The sequence below is a fragment of the Bradyrhizobium sp. AZCC 2289 genome (assembly GCF_036924615.1).
Classification (GTDB): domain Bacteria; phylum Pseudomonadota; class Alphaproteobacteria; order Rhizobiales; family Xanthobacteraceae; genus Bradyrhizobium.
Genome location: NZ_JAZHRY010000001.1, coordinates 1,246,936 through 1,262,226, shown reverse-complemented (window position 1 = coordinate 1,262,226; position 15,291 = coordinate 1,246,936). Strand labels below are relative to the sequence as shown.

Here is a 15,291-nt window from a genome sequence, read left to right as displayed (position 1 = left end):
GATGGAACGTACTCAACTGTTCGACCTCATGGGCGAGCTCAAGCTCTACGGCATGAAGGCCGCCTTCGACGAGATCATGGCGACCGCTGTCAAACGCCAGCACGAACCTCAACGCATTGTTGGCGATCTGCTCAACGCCGAGATCAACGAGAAGCAGGCCCGCTCGATCAAGTACCAGCTCACCATCGCCAAACTGCCGCTTGCCAAGGATCTTGAGGACTTCCAGTTCGAAGGCACACCCATCAACCAGACGCTGGTCAATGATCTCGCCGGCGGCGGCTTCCTCGCCCAGCAACGTAACGCCGTCCTGGTCGGCGGTACCGGCACCGGCAAAACACATATGGCCATCGCAATCGCCAGAAGCTGCATCCGATCCGGTGCCCGCGGCCGCTTCTACAATGTGGTCGACCTCGTCAACCGCCTGGAGATCGAGACCCGTAACGGACGGCAGGGTCGTATCGCCGAGCATCTGACCCGGATGGACTTCATCGTCCTCGACGAACTCGGCTACCTGCCGTTCGCTCAATCCGGCGGCCAGTTGCTGTTCCACCTCGTCAGCCGGCTCTATGAGCGCACATCCATCGTCGTCACAACCAATCTCGCCTTCGGCGAATGGCCCAGCGTGTTCGGCGACGCCAAGATGACCACCGCGCTGCTCGATCGGCTGACCCACCACTGCGACATCGTCGAGACTGGCAACGACAGTTGGCGCTTCAAAAGCCGCGACGACGATCACACAGCCCGCGCTCGCCACGTCTCCGCAACCCCGGCCAGCTCCGACGAGGCGAGCGCTACCGTCAAAACCCGCCGCTCAAAGGGGTCAAAATTGGACGCCGATACGGGGTCAAACTTCAACGCCGATTGACAGGGTTCTCGGTTGGCCAACTCCCGACATTGTACATAGAGCGCGTGATGGATGCGATCGAGCGTGCCGTCCCAAGTCCACAAGTCAAAATAACCGTGCACCGTGCTGCGCGGCGGCAGATCCTTCGGGATCGCTCGCCATTGGCAACCGCTGCTCAGCACATACATCAGACCATTGACCACCTCACGCACATCCACCGTGCGCTTGTTTCCGCCTCGCTTGGCTGACGCAATCAGCGGCTTCACCAACGCCCATTCCTCATCGGTCAAATCGCTGGGATAGCGTAGCCGGCTGCGGTCGTAACGACCGCGGTTCTCTTTCGTCCACATCGGCGCTCCTTCAGATTCGGACCGCCTCCCTTGAATCACAAATGATTCCGATGATTCAACATGTTTTCGGACAGACACTGAGAGTCTGAAAGCGAACAGACGCCCTAAGGCCCGTACGTATCTTGATGGTACGCAACTGGGGATGCGGGGACCGGGCCGTGTTGGAAGTGTTGATTACCAAGCCCGACCAAGTGGGAATGGCGGGTCTGTGACCGCTACGGGGCCACGATTATGGGCGGGTTTGAAAGCACTCAACCAGCGGCCAAGTACAGGGGGAACCGGGCGCTATTTCTCCTCTTGTCTACGCGCTGGACTCGGTGATCGCGCGAAGTCGGACCGGCAAATTCGGCATAAGGCAGAACACGGACGTCGAACAATCGATGCGTTTCCGTCGTTCTCTTAGAGACGCCAAGATGATTGATCTCAAGGCTAAATCATTGGGGGCTCGACAACGAGGAGGAATGCCACAGCCTTGCGCCGTTCCCGGAAGGAGCGGCTAAGAAGACGGCCGAGGATCTTCTTCCTTATCAAGTGCCGAGGACCATCCTTCATCGCCGCTCGTGCTGGTTGGGTTTCAAGGCGAGCTTGGGAAACCCGATCTCTCCAGGTTTAGATGCCCGGACTGTGGCCGATCAGAAACGTTTACCGACGACGAGCCACAGGCACTTGGAATTGCCACGACAAGCCCACTGAAGCCGTCCCCGATCCTAGACGAGTTCGAGCAAGCTCAGACCGAACTTCTCGGCAAGGCCGCCTCACTGACGGAAAGGCCGGGACGGTGGGGCAAGTTTGGCTTGACGAGCTTCACGGTCTGCGGATTTCGATAAGCGCCACGATGGTAAGTGGCCCGTCGCGACCATCAAATTTGCACAGAGCTAGACCGTTTTCCCGACGATACGTATATCGGACCCCTCGCCAGCTTGCGCGGTCTTCCGGCTTCCGGTTGAATGAAGCCAGGAGGGGCAGGGCGGTGCTATTTCTTCCGGGGGATTCGGCATCTGGGGCCTACTCGGCAGGCTATGCATCGCTTTACGAAGAGTGATTTGGGATCCTATTCGGCCAAATGGGAATCTCGATCGCCCGGAGTTTTGCCTGCCGGCGCGGCCCTAATGTGAGGCTTTGTCGTATCCAGTGGAAAAATCTGGTGATATTGGCAGCGCATAACCTTGTAGCACTCGCATGCCGATTCTTCGAGCCGCGGTCTGTCAATCTCGACCAAGCCCCGCCGGGCGGATCGGAAAGCACCCGACGCCCGCAGTTTGCGCACAGCCAGCGTCACTGTCGTTCGTCGTACTCCAAGCAACTCCGAAAGCGCCTCCTGCGTCAGCGGTATGAAGTTGCCCTCAATTCGATCGTGGATGTGGAGCGACCACCGGGCCATGCGGGACTCGACGGGGTGTAGCGCGTTGCAGGCGGCCACATGTTGAAGCTGCATCAGCACTGCCCTCGTGTGGGTCTGGACCGCATGCTTGATGGCGCTACTCTGACCGAAGGCTGCATGAAATCGTGACGCGGAGATCTGCGACGCGATCCCGGCCACGCGCACGACCGCCGTGGTAGGAGAACGGGAGGGCCCCAGCACTGATAGCATACCCACCGCTCCCTCATGCCCGATGACCGAGGTTGCTACTGTTTGTCCGTTCGGCATGTCGAGCATGAACGAGATCGTCCCGCTGTGGGGAAAATAGACCTGTTCATTCCGATCTCCCAATCGCACCAGCACCGCGTCTTGTTTGAGCGATATTTGCTGGAGATGAGGGGCGAGCAAACCAAGGTCCGCTGGCGGCAGCGCAGCTAACAGTTGATTATCAACGCTGGTATGGCCCTTCATCATGGCAGAGTTTTTCCCTCAGTGACTTTGATGGCGCCCGCGGGCAGGACCATCAGCGAAGAACCGCCGCCTGACATCAGCGCTTGTTCATCGTCAATGCGGCGAAGCCGATGTTCACGCGGTCGATGAACGCAATGAAATAAAGCAGCATCACGAAAGGAACGATGCGCAATGTGACCTTGCGCAGTACGCGCTTTTCCAGCTCCGAATGGGCTCCTCGCCTGACTTGAATTGCTTTTGATTTCCGGGCCATTGGCACGTTGAAGACCACCCTGCGACCTCGACCGCCGGGACACAATTGGCTCTGGTTTATACAAAAAAATGATATAATCGAGATCCGGGAGAGAGCCGATGGATCTTCATCAATTGCGATGCTTCGTGGCGGCGGCCGAAGAACTGCATTTCGGCAGGGCAGCGGCTTGAAATGCTGCCCTCGGCACTCGGACGCTTTATCCGGCTTCTCGAAGAGGACCTCGGTACCCGGCTGATGACGCGCACCACTCGCAGCGTCACGCTGACCGACGACGGGGCCGTTCTCGTCAAGGAAGCCCGCGCTTTGCTGGAGCAGGCCGACGCTCTTGCCGCCAAATTCCGAACGCGCGGCCGAAAGCAGGCTGCAACTGTCCGTGTAGGCGCGATCGATAGTGCTGCGGCTGGATTACTGCCGATGCTGCTTCACGATTTCCGAGAGCAACGGCCGGACGTCACTGTTCGATTGGTGGAGGGTAAGACGGTAACTCTGCTGCCTCGACTACTATCCGGCCGACTCGATCTTGCTTTTGTCCGCCCCCCGGAAAGTCCGGACAAGCGGCTGGAATTCATGTTTCTCTTTCACGAGACCGCCGTCGTCGCGGTCTCTGATCATCATCCGCTCGCATGAAGAGAGCGAGAAGTTGCGTCGAGCACCAACGTGCCTTGTCGCTCAATTCGTCTTGCGCGGTAGCCCTTTATTTTGGTGCCCACATCCACGCCTTTAATGGCAACTCCGCCGCTGTATCATACTACGCTAAGCGCGCGCTACGCCTGAGCCCATTCGATACGTTGTCGTTCGACGCCCATAACGCGCTGGGATTGGGGGCCGTCCAGGAGGCACGCTATGATAAGGCGGCATTGCACTTTGCCAATGCAGTACAAGCAAATACCCGTTCAGCACCCTCTATTTCCTGCAAGCCGTCGCGCTGGCGCTCGCCGGACGCTTAGAAGAAGCTGGTCCGATTGTTCGGCGCGCGCTCGAACTCGAACCGGGGTTCAGGAATCGCTTTTTCTTGGGTATCGGAATGGTCCCAGCAATTGCAAACAAACTCGTGGAAGGCGCGCATCTGCTCAGTTTGCCTGATTAAGGCGTGATCCGGAAGGCGAGGCCCTCCGTGACACCGAATTAAACGCTCTGTCCCCCGTCAAATCCAACAAATCAACATCCGCTAATGGGATGGTCCGGCCGTGCTCCGGCCCTGCCAGCACGAGAAGCTGGCAAGGGGGCGCTCAAGACAAGGCCATGTCTCAGAAACTCAACGCCGCGATCGCCGTGATCGGCATCGATATCGGCAAGAACTCGTTCCACATCGTGGGTCATGATCACCACGGTGCCATCGTGCTGCGGCAGAAGTGGTCACGCGGCCAGGTGGAAACTCGGCTCGCCAACCCGCCGCCGTGCTTGATCGGAATGGAGGCCTGCGTCGGCGCGCATCATCTCAGTCGCAGGCTCCAAATGCTTGGCCACGACGCCCGCCTGATGCCGGCGAAATACGTGCGCCCCTACGTCAGCCCAGTTGAGTTCGAACGCAAGGTGGGATTAGCTTAAGGAGGTGTCCATCAAACCGCCAGCAGCCCAGGTTGTCTGCTGTACCGGCCGGCCAGGGAGAAAACGCTGTCATCGCCATCCTGGGTGACGGCGACTTTTTCGGCGAAGGATGCTTCATCGGGCAGCCGGTGCACCTGGCTACGGCCACCGCGATCACGGACTGTTCGCCCACGCGCATAAAAAAGTGAACCATGGTCAAAGCACTCCACGGCCAGCCGTCGTTTGCAGAGGGGTTGGCCCAAGCAACAGTCACACTTGAACGCCCACGACTTCTGATCGCGGCGCCGCGGCTCTGTGCGCTGATCTTGTTCAGCGTTGCCGATGTCACAGATGCCTTCGCCGCGGAGGTCGCAAAGGGACCTTCGGAAGTCGTCTTTCTGGCTCAGTTGATCGCGCTGATGGTGATCGGCCGGCTGCTCGGCGAAGCCATGAATCGCATTGGTCAGCCGTCAGTCATGGGCATGTTGCTTGCCGGCGTTCTGCTCGGACCGTCGGTGCTGGGCACGCTCTCGCCCGAGATGCAGATCGCGATCTTTCCAAAGAACCCCGAACAGAAGGCCATGATGGATGGCATCTCCCAGTTCGGCATATTGCTTCTGCTGCTGCTGACCGGGATGGAGACCGACCTCAAGCTCGTAAGGCGAGTCGGCCAGGCCGCGTTGAGCATCTCGCTCAGCGGCGTCGCGGTACCCTTTCTTTGCGGCTTCGCGCTCGGGCAGCTTCTGCCGGAATCCCTGCTGCCGCATCCCGACCAGCGCCTTCTCACCTCGCTGTTTCTCGGCACCGCCCTTTCGATTTCCTCAATCAAGATCGTAGCAGCGGTCGTGCGCGAAATGGGCTTCACCCGCCGCAACCTTGGTCAGATCATCGTCGCATCGGCGATCTGCGAGGACTCCGTTGGTTGGGTCATCATTGCGATCACGCTGAGCTTGGCAGAGGCGGGAACGATCGACGTCGCCAGTGTCGCCAAGAGCGTATTGGGCACTGCTATCTTCTTGGCCGCGAGCTTTACGGTTGGTCGTCGGCTGGTGTTCTTCGCGATCCGTTGGGCGAATGATAGTTTCGAGAGTGACTTTCCCGTGGTTACGACCATCCTCGTGATCATGGGTCTGATGGCTCTGACGACGCACTTCATTGGTGTGCACACAGTGCTGGGCGCCTTCGTCGCGGGTATTTTGATCGGCGAATCGCCGATCATGAGCAAGCACATCGACGAGCAGCTTCGCGGCCTCATTCTAGCATTCTTCATGCCAGTATTTTTCGGCATCGCTGGTCTTTCCGCCGACCTCGCGATCTTAAGGAATCCTGAACTCGCGATAGTGGCGCTTGGTCTGATCTCGGTTGCGAGCCTAGGGAAATTCGCCGGTGCGTTCCTTGGTGGCACGATCGGGGGCCTCACGCGGCGCGAATCCCTTGCACTTGGCTGTGCTATGAATGCGCGCGGATCGACTGAGATCATCGTCGCCACCATTGGCCTATCGATGGGCGCACTCAGCCAAGATCTGTTCACGATGATCGTCGCTATGGCCGTGGTCACGACGATGGCAATGCCGCCGATGCTGCGCTGGACCTTGCGGCGGGTGCCGATAAGAAAATCGGAGAAGGAGCGGTTGGAGCGCGAGCAACAAGAGGCCAAAGGGTTCGTGTCGAACCTGGAACGGCTCTTGCTCGCGGTCGATGACAGCCCGAACGGCAAGTTCGCGGCGCGGCTTACTGGCTTAATCGCCGGCCAGCGGGGCATGCCGACCACGCTACTCTCCCTGCAAGCCGACAAGAAGTCGAACGGTAGCGATCCGAGGTACACGGACACAGACTCCGGCTCGCCGGAGGTGACCAGCGCAGACGTGCTGAAGGCCGCTGCAGCAGAGAGCGGAGGGAGCCCGGATGACGGCGCGCGGTCCCGGATCGAGGTTACGGTGCGCGTGCCCATCGGCTCGGCGGAAGATGCGGTGGCAAGTGAAGCCAAGAAGGGCTATGATCTCCTGGTGGTCGGAGTCGAGCAGACCAGAACGAAATCCGGTGATTTCAACCCGGCTCTCACGCCGATCGTCGCGGCCTTCGACGGCCCGTTGATCCTGGTGGCAGGTCGCGACCGGCATTTCCAGCAACTGGACGTTCCCCCCGCAAGAATTCTCGTCCCGGTCGCCGGCACCGACGTTTCACGGCGCGCGGCCGAAGTCGCCATCGCGCTCGGACGCGCGTGCAGCGCGTTGGTGACGGTCCTCTATGTGTCTGGAAGAACATCGCATGGCTCAAAACCAGCCCGCGCTCGCCAGCATGAGCAGGCGATTCTGAGGGACATCGTCGAGATCGCCGAGGGCTACGGTACCGCGGTGAAGACGGCAGTACGCGCCGCTCCGGCTCCAAACGAGGCCATTCTGGCCGAAGCAAAGAAGGGTCGGCATGATCTGATCGTGATCGGGGCAAACCGCAGACCTGGCGACAAGCTGTTCTTCGGCGATACTGCGGCATCCGTATTCGAGCAGGCGCCGGGCTCGATTATACTGGTGATTACCTGAGAAACGCGAGTTAACCTGACGGAGCCGCGTGCGGACAAGGAGAACTCAGATCTGATGCGACGATAGAGGAGGTGACCGGCCAACCGCAAGGCCTGGGTGTACCGAAAACCTCATCCGAGTGTGATGCCGCGTTGGAATCGCCTAAGCTGGCGGAATGATCGGGCTGCTCTGTTTCGCTCTGGCCGTCCTGGCCTCGCCATTCAAGTCGAAGGTACGGCTTGAAGCTGAGAACGCGGTGCTTCGACATCAGTTGCATGTCTTGAGGCGCAGGCTGCATGGTCGCGTCCGGCTCACGAACCATGATCGCTGGTTCTTTATCCAGCTGTATCGCTGGTTTCCATCAATCCTGAAAGTTCTCACAATCATCCGGCCCGAGACGCTCGTGCGTTGGCACAGGGCCGGCTTTCGCTGCTACTGGCGTTGGAAGTCGCGCCCTCACGGAGGGCGACCGCAGATCGACACGGAGCTGCGCGTATTGATCCAGCGGATGAGCATGGAGAATCCGCTTTGGGGTGCGCCACGTATCCACGGCGAACTGCTCAAGCTCGGATTTGAGGTCGCGCAGTCGAGCGTCGCCAAGTACATGGTCAAACGACGGGGGCCGCCGTGCCAGGGATGGCGAACCTTTTTGCATAACCACGCGCCGGACATTGCCGCCATGGACTTGTTTGTTGTCCCGACCATTGGCTTCGACTTGCTCTATGCCTTCATCATCGTGCGGCTCGATCGTAGGGACCTCGCGTGGATCAACGTCACAATGAACCCGACGGCGGAGTGGGTTGCACGTCAGTTGACCGAGGCCTTTCCTTGGGACGGGGACGGGTTACATGATCCGAGACCGCGATCGGATCTACGGCACCGTCGTCACACGCCGATTGCGTGCCATGGGCATTCGGGACAAGCCTATTGCACCGGCCTCACGATGACTGGGCGGCAAAGAATACGCCCTGCCCTCTTTACGGTGCGCGATAGGGGCGCATCCTTCTCCAAGGCCAAGTGCGTGCGCGTCTCATTATAGTAGCGAGCGTAGGATTTATAGTAGCGAGCGTAGGATTTCAGAATCCGGCGCAGATGTGCCTCGCCAAAGACAATGATGTGATCCAAACACTCACGTCGGATCGATCCGATCAACGGCGGATTGCATCACGAATATGTCCGGATTTGATTTCCGACAGGCACAGGTGCCGCTGAGGGCGTGATCTCAAATTCACCCAGCTTCCTAGCTTAAATCCGGACCAGTTTCCTCCTCAGCTTTGCCCGCGATAAACTCAGCGATGCGTTTCGATTCCGAGGAATTGCCGGCCATCCAAAGCCCGATGAACGCGGACGAGACGATAGCAGTTGGAATGAGGCCGGCCTTCTGCCCGACTTGGCTAAAAAGCAGATGAGGATCGCGATTACTCTGATTTACCTCCTTCACAACGCGCTTAACTCGATTTTCTTGGTCCGGCTGCAGATGGAGTGCCACGGCTAGCTTCATCGAAAGGTCATCGATGTTGGCGGCAACATAGTTGAACACCTCTGACTCCGGTGCCTGGCCTGGCAGCTTGATAATGCCTGCCGTTTCATCGGGCGACTTCGGACTATCGCCATCCAGAATGCAAATCGATTTCAGCCTTTTCGAAACTGCCGGATTCTTCTGGTGCGCAGAATGGATGCTATACGCCTGCCCATCGCCACTGACTGCATACACGCCGATCTCGTCGATGTGCTCAGCAACAGAATTTCTTATGATGCTTTCTATCCATTCTTTAGCAAAGGTATCTTCGACAAAAATTGCGAGAGACTCGTCGATGCGGCCGGTGATCGCACGGAGCGCCTCGATAGAGATTTTTCCTTGTCTGACCTTGCCGTCGATTGACGACCAGATCGCTTCCGTTGGGAGAGGCAACAGCGCATCTTCGGAGTGTGTTGTAAACATCGATTGTATTGATTTGCGTTCAGCAACATCAATTAAGTACTCAACCATCCGCCGGACCGCGACGGGATGAAGACCGTTTTCAATCTCTTCGATTAGAATTAACGCATTGTCCGGCGCGGATTCGATTTCACTCACCATCCGAATGATCGAAGATTCGCCCGCCCCAAAGTGAAACTCTGAGTATGTGATTTTACCGTCACCTCCGACGTAGAAGCTTTGTGAATTCGAAATTGCAGCATGCTCGAAGTTGGAAACGTCCTTGCCAAGCACCTTAGCAACCTGTGACTGGACCTCAGCCGTCAGCTCGCTTCGCTTGCCTGAAAACTTGTAGTTCACAGTCGCCAGCTTCTTGAATTCGCGGCGTTCTCCGGCCGGCACGGTCCGTTGTATTCCGAAATAGAGCACGGGCCTTTCGATTAGATCGTCTCGAACCCATTTGGAGCGCTTAAATTTTGCACTGCGCTGAACGAGCTGCGTCGGGTTTTTAGTTTTCTGCACGATTTCGTAGCTGATGCCCCAATCGGACATCGTTTCGTCGCCGATAAAGCTTTTTGGAAAGAAGATCGCGGGGCGGATCGCTTTATGAGCTATTGCTGCAGCACCCAAGATCGTTGATTTGCCGCCGCCGTTTGTGCCGATCAATGCAGTCACAGGAAAGTCGAAGCCGACCGTCTCGTTTTCGAACGCTCGCGCCTTGATGAGCTTCATGCGCCGGAGGTACGACCCGTAATTATTCGATTTCACCTTTTGGACGAGGTCGCGAATCTGGCTGTCCCGAATTTCTGATTGATATGGTCCCATTGCGCCCCCAGGACCCGGCGGCGGGACGTCCCGCCGCCGGGTTAGATGGGAGATTAGCGATGATTCCGCAATCAGCGATAGCGAAAGACCAAGCTTTCCCCAGAGGGTGGCCGCGATTGCCCTTTAAAAATCGGTCCGCTGCACCGCACCCAACCCGGTGACTAGCGGGGAGAGGCTCGACTCAAGTCAGTCCGCTTCAACTATAGAATGGCGATGGCAGCGACGGCCACCGGTCTGCCGCGACTCAGGCTCTGCAATCTGTCGGCGCAATTGCGGCCGGCATGACGAAGGAAGCAGCGTTGCTGCTTTTCAACTCAGTCCCTATTACCGTAAGCACAATCTGCCGGATCAGCTTCGTATGCGCCCAAGCTCAGATCGAAGCGGAACAGTGTAGAGCAATAGGGGCAGACGATCTCACTGGCATCGACCATCTTGAGGTAGATGTGTGGGTGATCTTGCGGCGGTTTATCCCCAATACACTTGAACTCGCGGCAGCCAATGCGCACGATCGGCACCCCGGCTTCATTATGAAACGTCGGATAACTTTCCATCTGCAGCGCGCGGCCTAGGCCCCGATCGATGACGCAAAGTGCCGTGCATGGATCGTCGAGCGAGGGCTCGATCAGCACCCGGTGAGCGGCGCCCCTCTCGCGTCGTTCGGTTGCCGTAAAACGCATCCATAGCGACGCGTCCATCGTCAGTTTCTCGCACGGGAGAGGGTTGGAAGCTAACGCATTTGCAGAGGCGCCGGGGTCGCCACCGCCGCGACGCGGTGCTTCACTGCGTTCTGCACCTTCGCGAAGGCGCTCACCTCGATCTGGCGCACGCGCTCGCGCGAGACGCCGAATTCCTCGGCCAGCTCCACGAGCGTGATCTGTTCCTCGGCGAGCCGGCGGGTCTCGAAGATGCGCCGCTCGCGCTTGTTGAGCACGGCGAGCGCATCGGACAGCGTCTTGCGGCGGTTATCGAACTCCTCGCTCGCGGCGAGCGTCGTCTCCTGGTCCGGGGATTCGTCCACCAGCCGGTCTTGCCACTCGCCGGAATCGCCGTCCTCGCGGATCGCGGCGTTGAGCGAGGCGTCGCCGCCGAGCCGCCGGTTCATGTAAATCACGTCCGATTCGGTGACGCCGATCCGCCGGGCGATGATCTTCACCTGGTCCAGCCGCATATCGCCATCGTTGACTACGGAGATTTTGCTCTGGGCCTTGCGCAGGTTGAAGAACACCTTCTTCTGGTTGGCCGAGGTACCCATCTTCACCAGCGACCACGAGCGCAGGATATATTGCTGGATCGCCGCCTTGATCCACCACACGGCGTAGGTGGCGAACCGGAAGCCCTTCTCCGGCTCGAAGCGCTCGACCGCCTGCATCAGGCCGACATTGCCCTCGGAGATCGCCTCGGAGATCGGCAGGCCGTAGCCGCGATAGTCCCTGGCGATCTTGGTCACGAGCCGCAGATGGCTGGTGACCAGCTTGTGCGCCGCGTCGCGATCGCCGTGCTCGCGCCAGCGCTTGGCTAGCAGGTATTCTTCCTGGCGCTCCAACATCGGGAACCGCCGGATTTCCTCAAGATAACGGGTGAGGCCGGGTTCGGCCGTAAGGATCGGCGGGGCCGCGTTGCGGGCCATGATCAAGCCCTCAATTTAGTTTCGAAACAAAATTATCTGCATCCGATCGGTTGTCAAGTTAATTTCGAAACGCTATTATATTTTCGAAGAGGTGAAATATGTCAGCGCGCGAAACGGCAGAGCTCCTGCTGCAGGTGGGACGGCTCGTACAAGCTGAGGGCTATGACGGCGAACTCAGCCCGGCCCAATGGATGGCGCTCCGCTTCTTCGCGCGTGCCAACCCGTTCTCGCGGACCCCGTCGGCCTTCGCGGAATTTCAAGCGACAACCCGCGGCACCGCAACACAAGCCATTAAGGCGCTTGAAGCGGGTGGGTACTTGGTCCGACAGCCATTCAAGACGGACCGGCGAAGCGTAAGCCTGCGACTGACGAGCAAGGGCAAAAAAGCGCTTGCACGCGATCCGTTCGAGGTTCTGGTGCGCGCCGTGGATTCGCTCGACGCGACAGAGCGAACTGCGATGCATCGCGCCCTGCACCAAGTGTTGTCCACTCTAGCTACGAGCGGGGAGCATCGGCGCTTCGGTGTTTGCCCGGACTGCATGCACTTCGGCAGAGAGATGTGCGGCAACCTGCCGAGCACGGGTCCCCCGGCCGCTGAATGCCTGCTCCTCGGTGTTCCGATTCAGCCAGAGGACGTAGGTCTTCTGTGCGTCCATTTTCAACCAATGAACCAGCACCGCGAGGACGGACGGACACCTTGACCAACGTTACTACTACTGAATAAAACCAGTTCTCTCGCACTCGCATGAGCCCGCAATTTTCTTTTCCATATTTTTTACATAAGCTTGTACCAACTCATTCCACCGCTACAGAAAAACACGCAATAAAGTTATCCGCATTTTGCACAAGCGGGAACATCTTGAGTCTGCTGTGAAGTCGGACTTAGGATGTGGATAATCCAAGTCCAGGGAGGAGACCCCATGAGCGATATCGCTGATTGCCGCGCTATGGAGTTGTTGTGCCGGCAGCGTGCGAAAGCAGACCCCGAAAATAGCTGGAAGTGGCTTGGACAGGCGGAGAGGTGGCACGAGCTTGGACGCAATCAGATTGCCTGGCGATTTCAACAGAGAAATAACCAGCAAATGCATGCAGGCCCGATGGCGATGGGGCCAAACACTATCAAGGGCGATACCCGCTTCAAACAACAGGGCTAATACCCTCTGAAGGATGAGTAACAGCCCAGCTCAAGTGACCTAACGAAATCGAACAATCTCGAAGTTCGATGAGACACGATGGAAGACGGTTGTCGCCGCGTGCACCGGTCTGGTCATCATGCGCGAGATATTGCGCACTATGCTTCTCACACCGTCTGGAAAAACCGTGCCACCTTTGAGACGTTCCGGGCAGCGCATAATCGAGCAGGGGACAGCAAGCCGCGGTAGCTGGATCACCCGCTGTTCGAGAAGTTCGAGGTGCGCCAGACGGTACGGCGCGACAAGACCGTGGCATGACACATACGCCGCAAGTGACGGGAGTGCGAGAACCCCAGGTTGATGTTCGCTACACGACCACGACGCGATCGGCAGCAGCCTCCATGGTATCCCCTGTTCGGCCGTAAGGCTCGGATGGAACAAATGTTCCAGTCACGGGTTAGGGGTGGAAAACCCGGGAGGATTTCATGGATCGAACAACGCGCTGCCCGAAATGCGGAAAACGAATGGTACCGGTAGTCACCATCTCCGGCCGCACCGACCTCCAATGCATAGTTGTGACGACCCCGCGGTGAAATGGGCTGAAAGTCCGCTTACAGCGCCTGAGAAGCCAATCGTAGTGGAACGCGTTTAGATCGCTCCGCCCGCCTTGGGCTCATGTCTACCGTCATGAAGTCTCCGGGCGTGAACCCAATCAGGATGCCTCAGCGCAACATCGTCCCGAAAACGTGATCCCACAGCGTTGTGCTGACGCCGTAATTTCGAGTTGCAAATCTATGATGGCTTCGGTGGTGCTTGAGCAGTGGTAACGGCAATTTATCGGGACCGTGATGCGCGCAGTGATGCACGAACAGATACCAGGTATAGGCAACTAGCGCGCCCGCAACGAAAGCACCTCCCGCGATCAAATGGACCAGCGCGAAACAAATCCATATCTGCCAAAAAATTGTGATGACCGCTTCGTCGGGATTGGCGTGATGCAGCCGATGTTCGGTTGGTGCGAAACCATGCAGCACGAAACGATGCGCGATATATTCGGCAAGGGTCCACGCAATGACACCACCGGCGAAAAGCACAGCGTCAGAACTCATTGGCAGTCGCGAAATTGCGAGCAGGGCGATTGCGAGAAGAGACGCCACCAGCATTTCGCCGAAATAGATGATGGCGGTCATGGGCCATCCTAAATGCTGTACTGTCAGCAGCGCGGCTTCCCGAGGGTATGATTAGCAGCCATGATGCAATGCATGCCGCGCGCGTAACCGGCAGAGAGGCCGACCAAGACAATTGCGCACGTCAGCAGCAGTTTTCGCATTCCAACCCTCCATAGAAGGTCGCCTTCCCATTATATTGTAATGGCCTTGCGCCGGGCCCGTTCCGTAGTCAGCCGGCCTATCCGACAAATCGGCGTGGCCCTCCTTCCTTGCATGGCAACCTGAATGGCAAAAACCCTACTTTCGATGCACGATTTGCGGCGACGGGCGTTGGCAGAAATCCGACAGCAGCCCGGTTGTCATAACGTCCAGGACATCGCCATCAATCGCGTGACTGATGATCGGGCTGAACACAATTGGTCCCTATGTGTGTTGTCCGCGGGCGCTGCGGATGCCAACACCGCGGCTCGCGCCGCACTCCACGTCCAAAGCGTTTTGCGCCGCGATTATAATCTGATGACGGGTTGACTGCACCGCATCGCGTCGTCCGGCTGAACTCAGCGCGCCGCGCATCTTGCCGTCACCTAGCACCTCCGGCAAATGTTTCCAATCTTCCGATCGAGCGCGACGTCGAAAGGCTATCTTGCCACCTTCGACAAGGCCATTAAAGCCCGCCTTCTGAACGGCCTTGATATGCACACACAGCCTTGCCGCCGCCGTCGTCGGGCTGAATGAAACCATAGCCCTTAGTCTCGTTAAACCACTTCACAGCCCCGCTGGACATCCTGATCGCTTCCCACGCGAGGTGATGACCGAAAACGTTAATTCGGTAACTGCTCGTAGCGCAACCCTTAAGGGGTAAGGTTAAACCGCTTACGATTGCGGCCACCCGCTGCATTGCTATCGTCATTCAATGAGTAGCAAGATCGCTTATGACGTGTATCGGGGAACGACCGACCGGACGTTGCGCCTGGCGACGATGCCGGGCGCGGGGTTGCCGGCTCAGGTTAAGCGCAAGGATTGGGTGCGAGTTTGCGGCTCAGGTGATGTGCGCCGACGCAGGCTTCCATGCCAATCAGGCAAGGTGGTATATTGGCAAGCCGCGCTTCCACTTGGCCACGCGACCACTTTTGCCGCAGCACGATGGTGCCGCGCGCATCGTGGCCCACGACGTGGAACGAGTTCTTGCCGATATCGATGCCGATCACGGCGATCGCGGTATTGGGTGTCTGAGACATGGCGTGCTCCTTGTCTTTGGCGCCCCTTGCCAGCTTCGCTTGCTGGCGGGGCAGGAG

General features: G+C 58.3%; 12 protein-coding genes and 6 pseudogenes. 9 read left to right on the top strand and 9 right to left on the bottom strand.

The genetic code is table 11. The features are described 5' to 3' along the window. Position 1: 1 nt before the first annotated feature. Positions 2-865 carry an IS21-like element helper ATPase IstB gene (gene istB, locus V1289_RS06335; RefSeq protein WP_334396131.1) on the top strand — a complete coding sequence of 288 codons (864 nt, stop codon included), beginning with the start codon at positions 2-4 and terminating at the stop codon, positions 863-865. A 7-nt stretch (positions 866-872) separates the two neighbouring features. On the opposite strand, the pseudogene V1289_RS06330 reads toward istB, so the two are convergent. Further along, positions 873-1,194, bottom strand: a pseudogene (locus V1289_RS06330) (transposase); the annotation flags it as partial. A gap of 689 nt (positions 1,195-1,883) precedes the next feature. Between V1289_RS06330 and V1289_RS06325 the strand changes: the two are divergent. Continuing rightward, positions 1,884-2,073: pseudogene (locus V1289_RS06325) on the top strand (PRC-barrel domain containing protein). A 172-nt stretch (positions 2,074-2,245) separates the two neighbouring features. Here V1289_RS06325 and V1289_RS06320 read toward each other — a convergent pair. Beyond that, positions 2,246-3,028 (bottom strand): Crp/Fnr family transcriptional regulator, encoded by a 783-nt coding sequence (locus V1289_RS06320; protein WP_442895961.1) that lies wholly within the window; start codon positions 3,026-3,028, stop codon positions 2,246-2,248. A gap of 73 nt (positions 3,029-3,101) precedes the next feature. Then, on the bottom strand, positions 3,102-3,296 hold the full coding sequence (locus V1289_RS06315; RefSeq protein ID WP_334396130.1) for a hypothetical protein: 195 nt from the start codon (positions 3,294-3,296) through the stop codon (positions 3,102-3,104). An 80-nt stretch (positions 3,297-3,376) separates the two neighbouring features. Between V1289_RS06315 and V1289_RS06310 the strand changes: the two are divergent. The 5 genes and pseudogenes from V1289_RS06310 to V1289_RS06295 form a co-directional block, all read left to right on the top strand. Then, a pseudogene (locus tag V1289_RS06310) lies at positions 3,377-3,902 on the top strand (LysR family transcriptional regulator); the annotation flags it as partial. A gap of 618 nt (positions 3,903-4,520) precedes the next feature. Further along, positions 4,521-4,784 (top strand): annotated as a pseudogene (locus V1289_RS06305) (IS110 family transposase); the annotation flags it as partial. A gap of 74 nt (positions 4,785-4,858) precedes the next feature. Continuing rightward, positions 4,859-5,014: a cyclic nucleotide-binding domain-containing protein gene (locus tag V1289_RS49530; RefSeq protein WP_442895960.1), complete on the top strand. Its 156-nt coding sequence runs from the start codon at positions 4,859-4,861 to the stop codon at positions 5,012-5,014. A 3-nt stretch (positions 5,015-5,017) separates the two neighbouring features. Next, on the top strand, positions 5,018-7,345 hold the full coding sequence (locus tag V1289_RS06300) for a cation:proton antiporter domain-containing protein (protein WP_334396129.1): 2,328 nt from the start codon (positions 5,018-5,020) through the stop codon (positions 7,343-7,345). Positions 7,346-7,499: 154 nt separating this feature from the next. Next, complete coding sequence (locus V1289_RS06295) at positions 7,500-8,363, top strand: hypothetical protein (protein WP_334396128.1); 864 nt, start codon at positions 7,500-7,502, stop codon at positions 8,361-8,363. A gap of 201 nt (positions 8,364-8,564) precedes the next feature. Here the strand turns inward: V1289_RS06295 and V1289_RS06290 are convergent, their stop codons facing one another. The 3 genes from V1289_RS06290 to rpoH form a co-directional block, all read right to left on the bottom strand. Beyond that, positions 8,565-9,974: an ATP-dependent nuclease gene (locus V1289_RS06290; protein WP_334396127.1), complete on the bottom strand. Its 1,410-nt coding sequence runs from the start codon at positions 9,972-9,974 to the stop codon at positions 8,565-8,567. A 407-nt stretch (positions 9,975-10,381) separates the two neighbouring features. Then, positions 10,382-10,618, bottom strand: coding sequence for a zinc-finger domain-containing protein (locus V1289_RS06285; RefSeq protein WP_334407299.1), 237 nt, complete (start codon positions 10,616-10,618; stop codon positions 10,382-10,384). A gap of 176 nt (positions 10,619-10,794) precedes the next feature. After that, positions 10,795-11,694 carry an RNA polymerase sigma factor RpoH gene (gene rpoH, locus V1289_RS06280; protein ID WP_334396126.1) on the bottom strand — a complete coding sequence of 300 codons (900 nt, stop codon included), beginning with the start codon at positions 11,692-11,694 and terminating at the stop codon, positions 10,795-10,797. A gap of 98 nt (positions 11,695-11,792) precedes the next feature. Here rpoH and V1289_RS06275 point away from each other — a divergent pair, with 98 nt between their 5' ends. Both V1289_RS06275 and V1289_RS06270 read left to right on the top strand, forming a co-directional pair. Next, positions 11,793-12,395, top strand: coding sequence for a MarR family winged helix-turn-helix transcriptional regulator (locus tag V1289_RS06275; protein WP_334396125.1), 603 nt, complete (start codon positions 11,793-11,795; stop codon positions 12,393-12,395). Positions 12,396-12,614: 219 nt separating this feature from the next. Further along, a complete protein-coding gene (locus V1289_RS06270) occupies positions 12,615-12,848 on the top strand; it encodes a hypothetical protein (RefSeq protein ID WP_334396124.1) in 234 nt (77 codons plus the stop codon). 701 nt (positions 12,849-13,549) lie between these two features. On the opposite strand, the gene V1289_RS06260 is transcribed toward V1289_RS06270, so the two are convergent. The 3 genes and pseudogenes from V1289_RS06260 to V1289_RS06250 all read right to left on the bottom strand — a co-directional run. Then, entirely contained in the window at positions 13,550-14,017 is a 468-nt protein-coding gene (locus tag V1289_RS06260) for a sterol desaturase family protein (protein ID WP_334396123.1), read from the bottom strand. Between the two features lie 612 nt (positions 14,018-14,629). Further along, positions 14,630-14,780, bottom strand: a pseudogene (locus V1289_RS06255) (cold-shock protein); the annotation flags it as partial. A gap of 241 nt (positions 14,781-15,021) precedes the next feature. Next, a pseudogene (locus tag V1289_RS06250) lies at positions 15,022-15,234 on the bottom strand (IS110 family transposase); the annotation flags it as partial. Positions 15,235-15,291 lie beyond the last annotated feature (57 nt).

Excerpts from the sequence above, each read along its gene's own strand:
- V1289_RS06285 (WP_334407299.1), bottom strand. The coding sequence starts at position 10,618 with ATGGAAAGTTATCCGACGTTTCATAATGAAGCCGGGGTGCCGATCGTG.
- V1289_RS06275 (WP_334396125.1), top strand. The coding sequence starts at position 11,793 with ATGTCAGCGCGCGAAACGGCAGAGCTCCTGCTGCAGGTGGGACGGCTC.
- V1289_RS06290 (WP_334396127.1), bottom strand. The coding sequence starts at position 9,974 with ATGAAGCTCATCAAGGCGCGAGCGTTCGAAAACGAGACGGTCGGCTTC.
- rpoH (WP_334396126.1), bottom strand. The coding sequence starts at position 11,694 with ATGGCCCGCAACGCGGCCCCGCCGATCCTTACGGCCGAACCCGGCCTC.
- V1289_RS06295 (WP_334396128.1), top strand. The coding sequence starts at position 7,500 with ATGATCGGGCTGCTCTGTTTCGCTCTGGCCGTCCTGGCCTCGCCATTC.
- V1289_RS06270 (WP_334396124.1), top strand. The coding sequence starts at position 12,615 with ATGAGCGATATCGCTGATTGCCGCGCTATGGAGTTGTTGTGCCGGCAG.
- V1289_RS06300 (WP_334396129.1), top strand. The coding sequence starts at position 5,018 with ATGGTCAAAGCACTCCACGGCCAGCCGTCGTTTGCAGAGGGGTTGGCC.
- V1289_RS06320 (WP_442895961.1), bottom strand. The coding sequence starts at position 3,028 with ATGATGAAGGGCCATACCAGCGTTGATAATCAACTGTTAGCTGCGCTG.
- istB (WP_334396131.1), top strand. The coding sequence starts at position 2 with ATGGAACGTACTCAACTGTTCGACCTCATGGGCGAGCTCAAGCTCTAC.
- V1289_RS06260 (WP_334396123.1), bottom strand. The coding sequence starts at position 14,017 with ATGACCGCCATCATCTATTTCGGCGAAATGCTGGTGGCGTCTCTTCTC.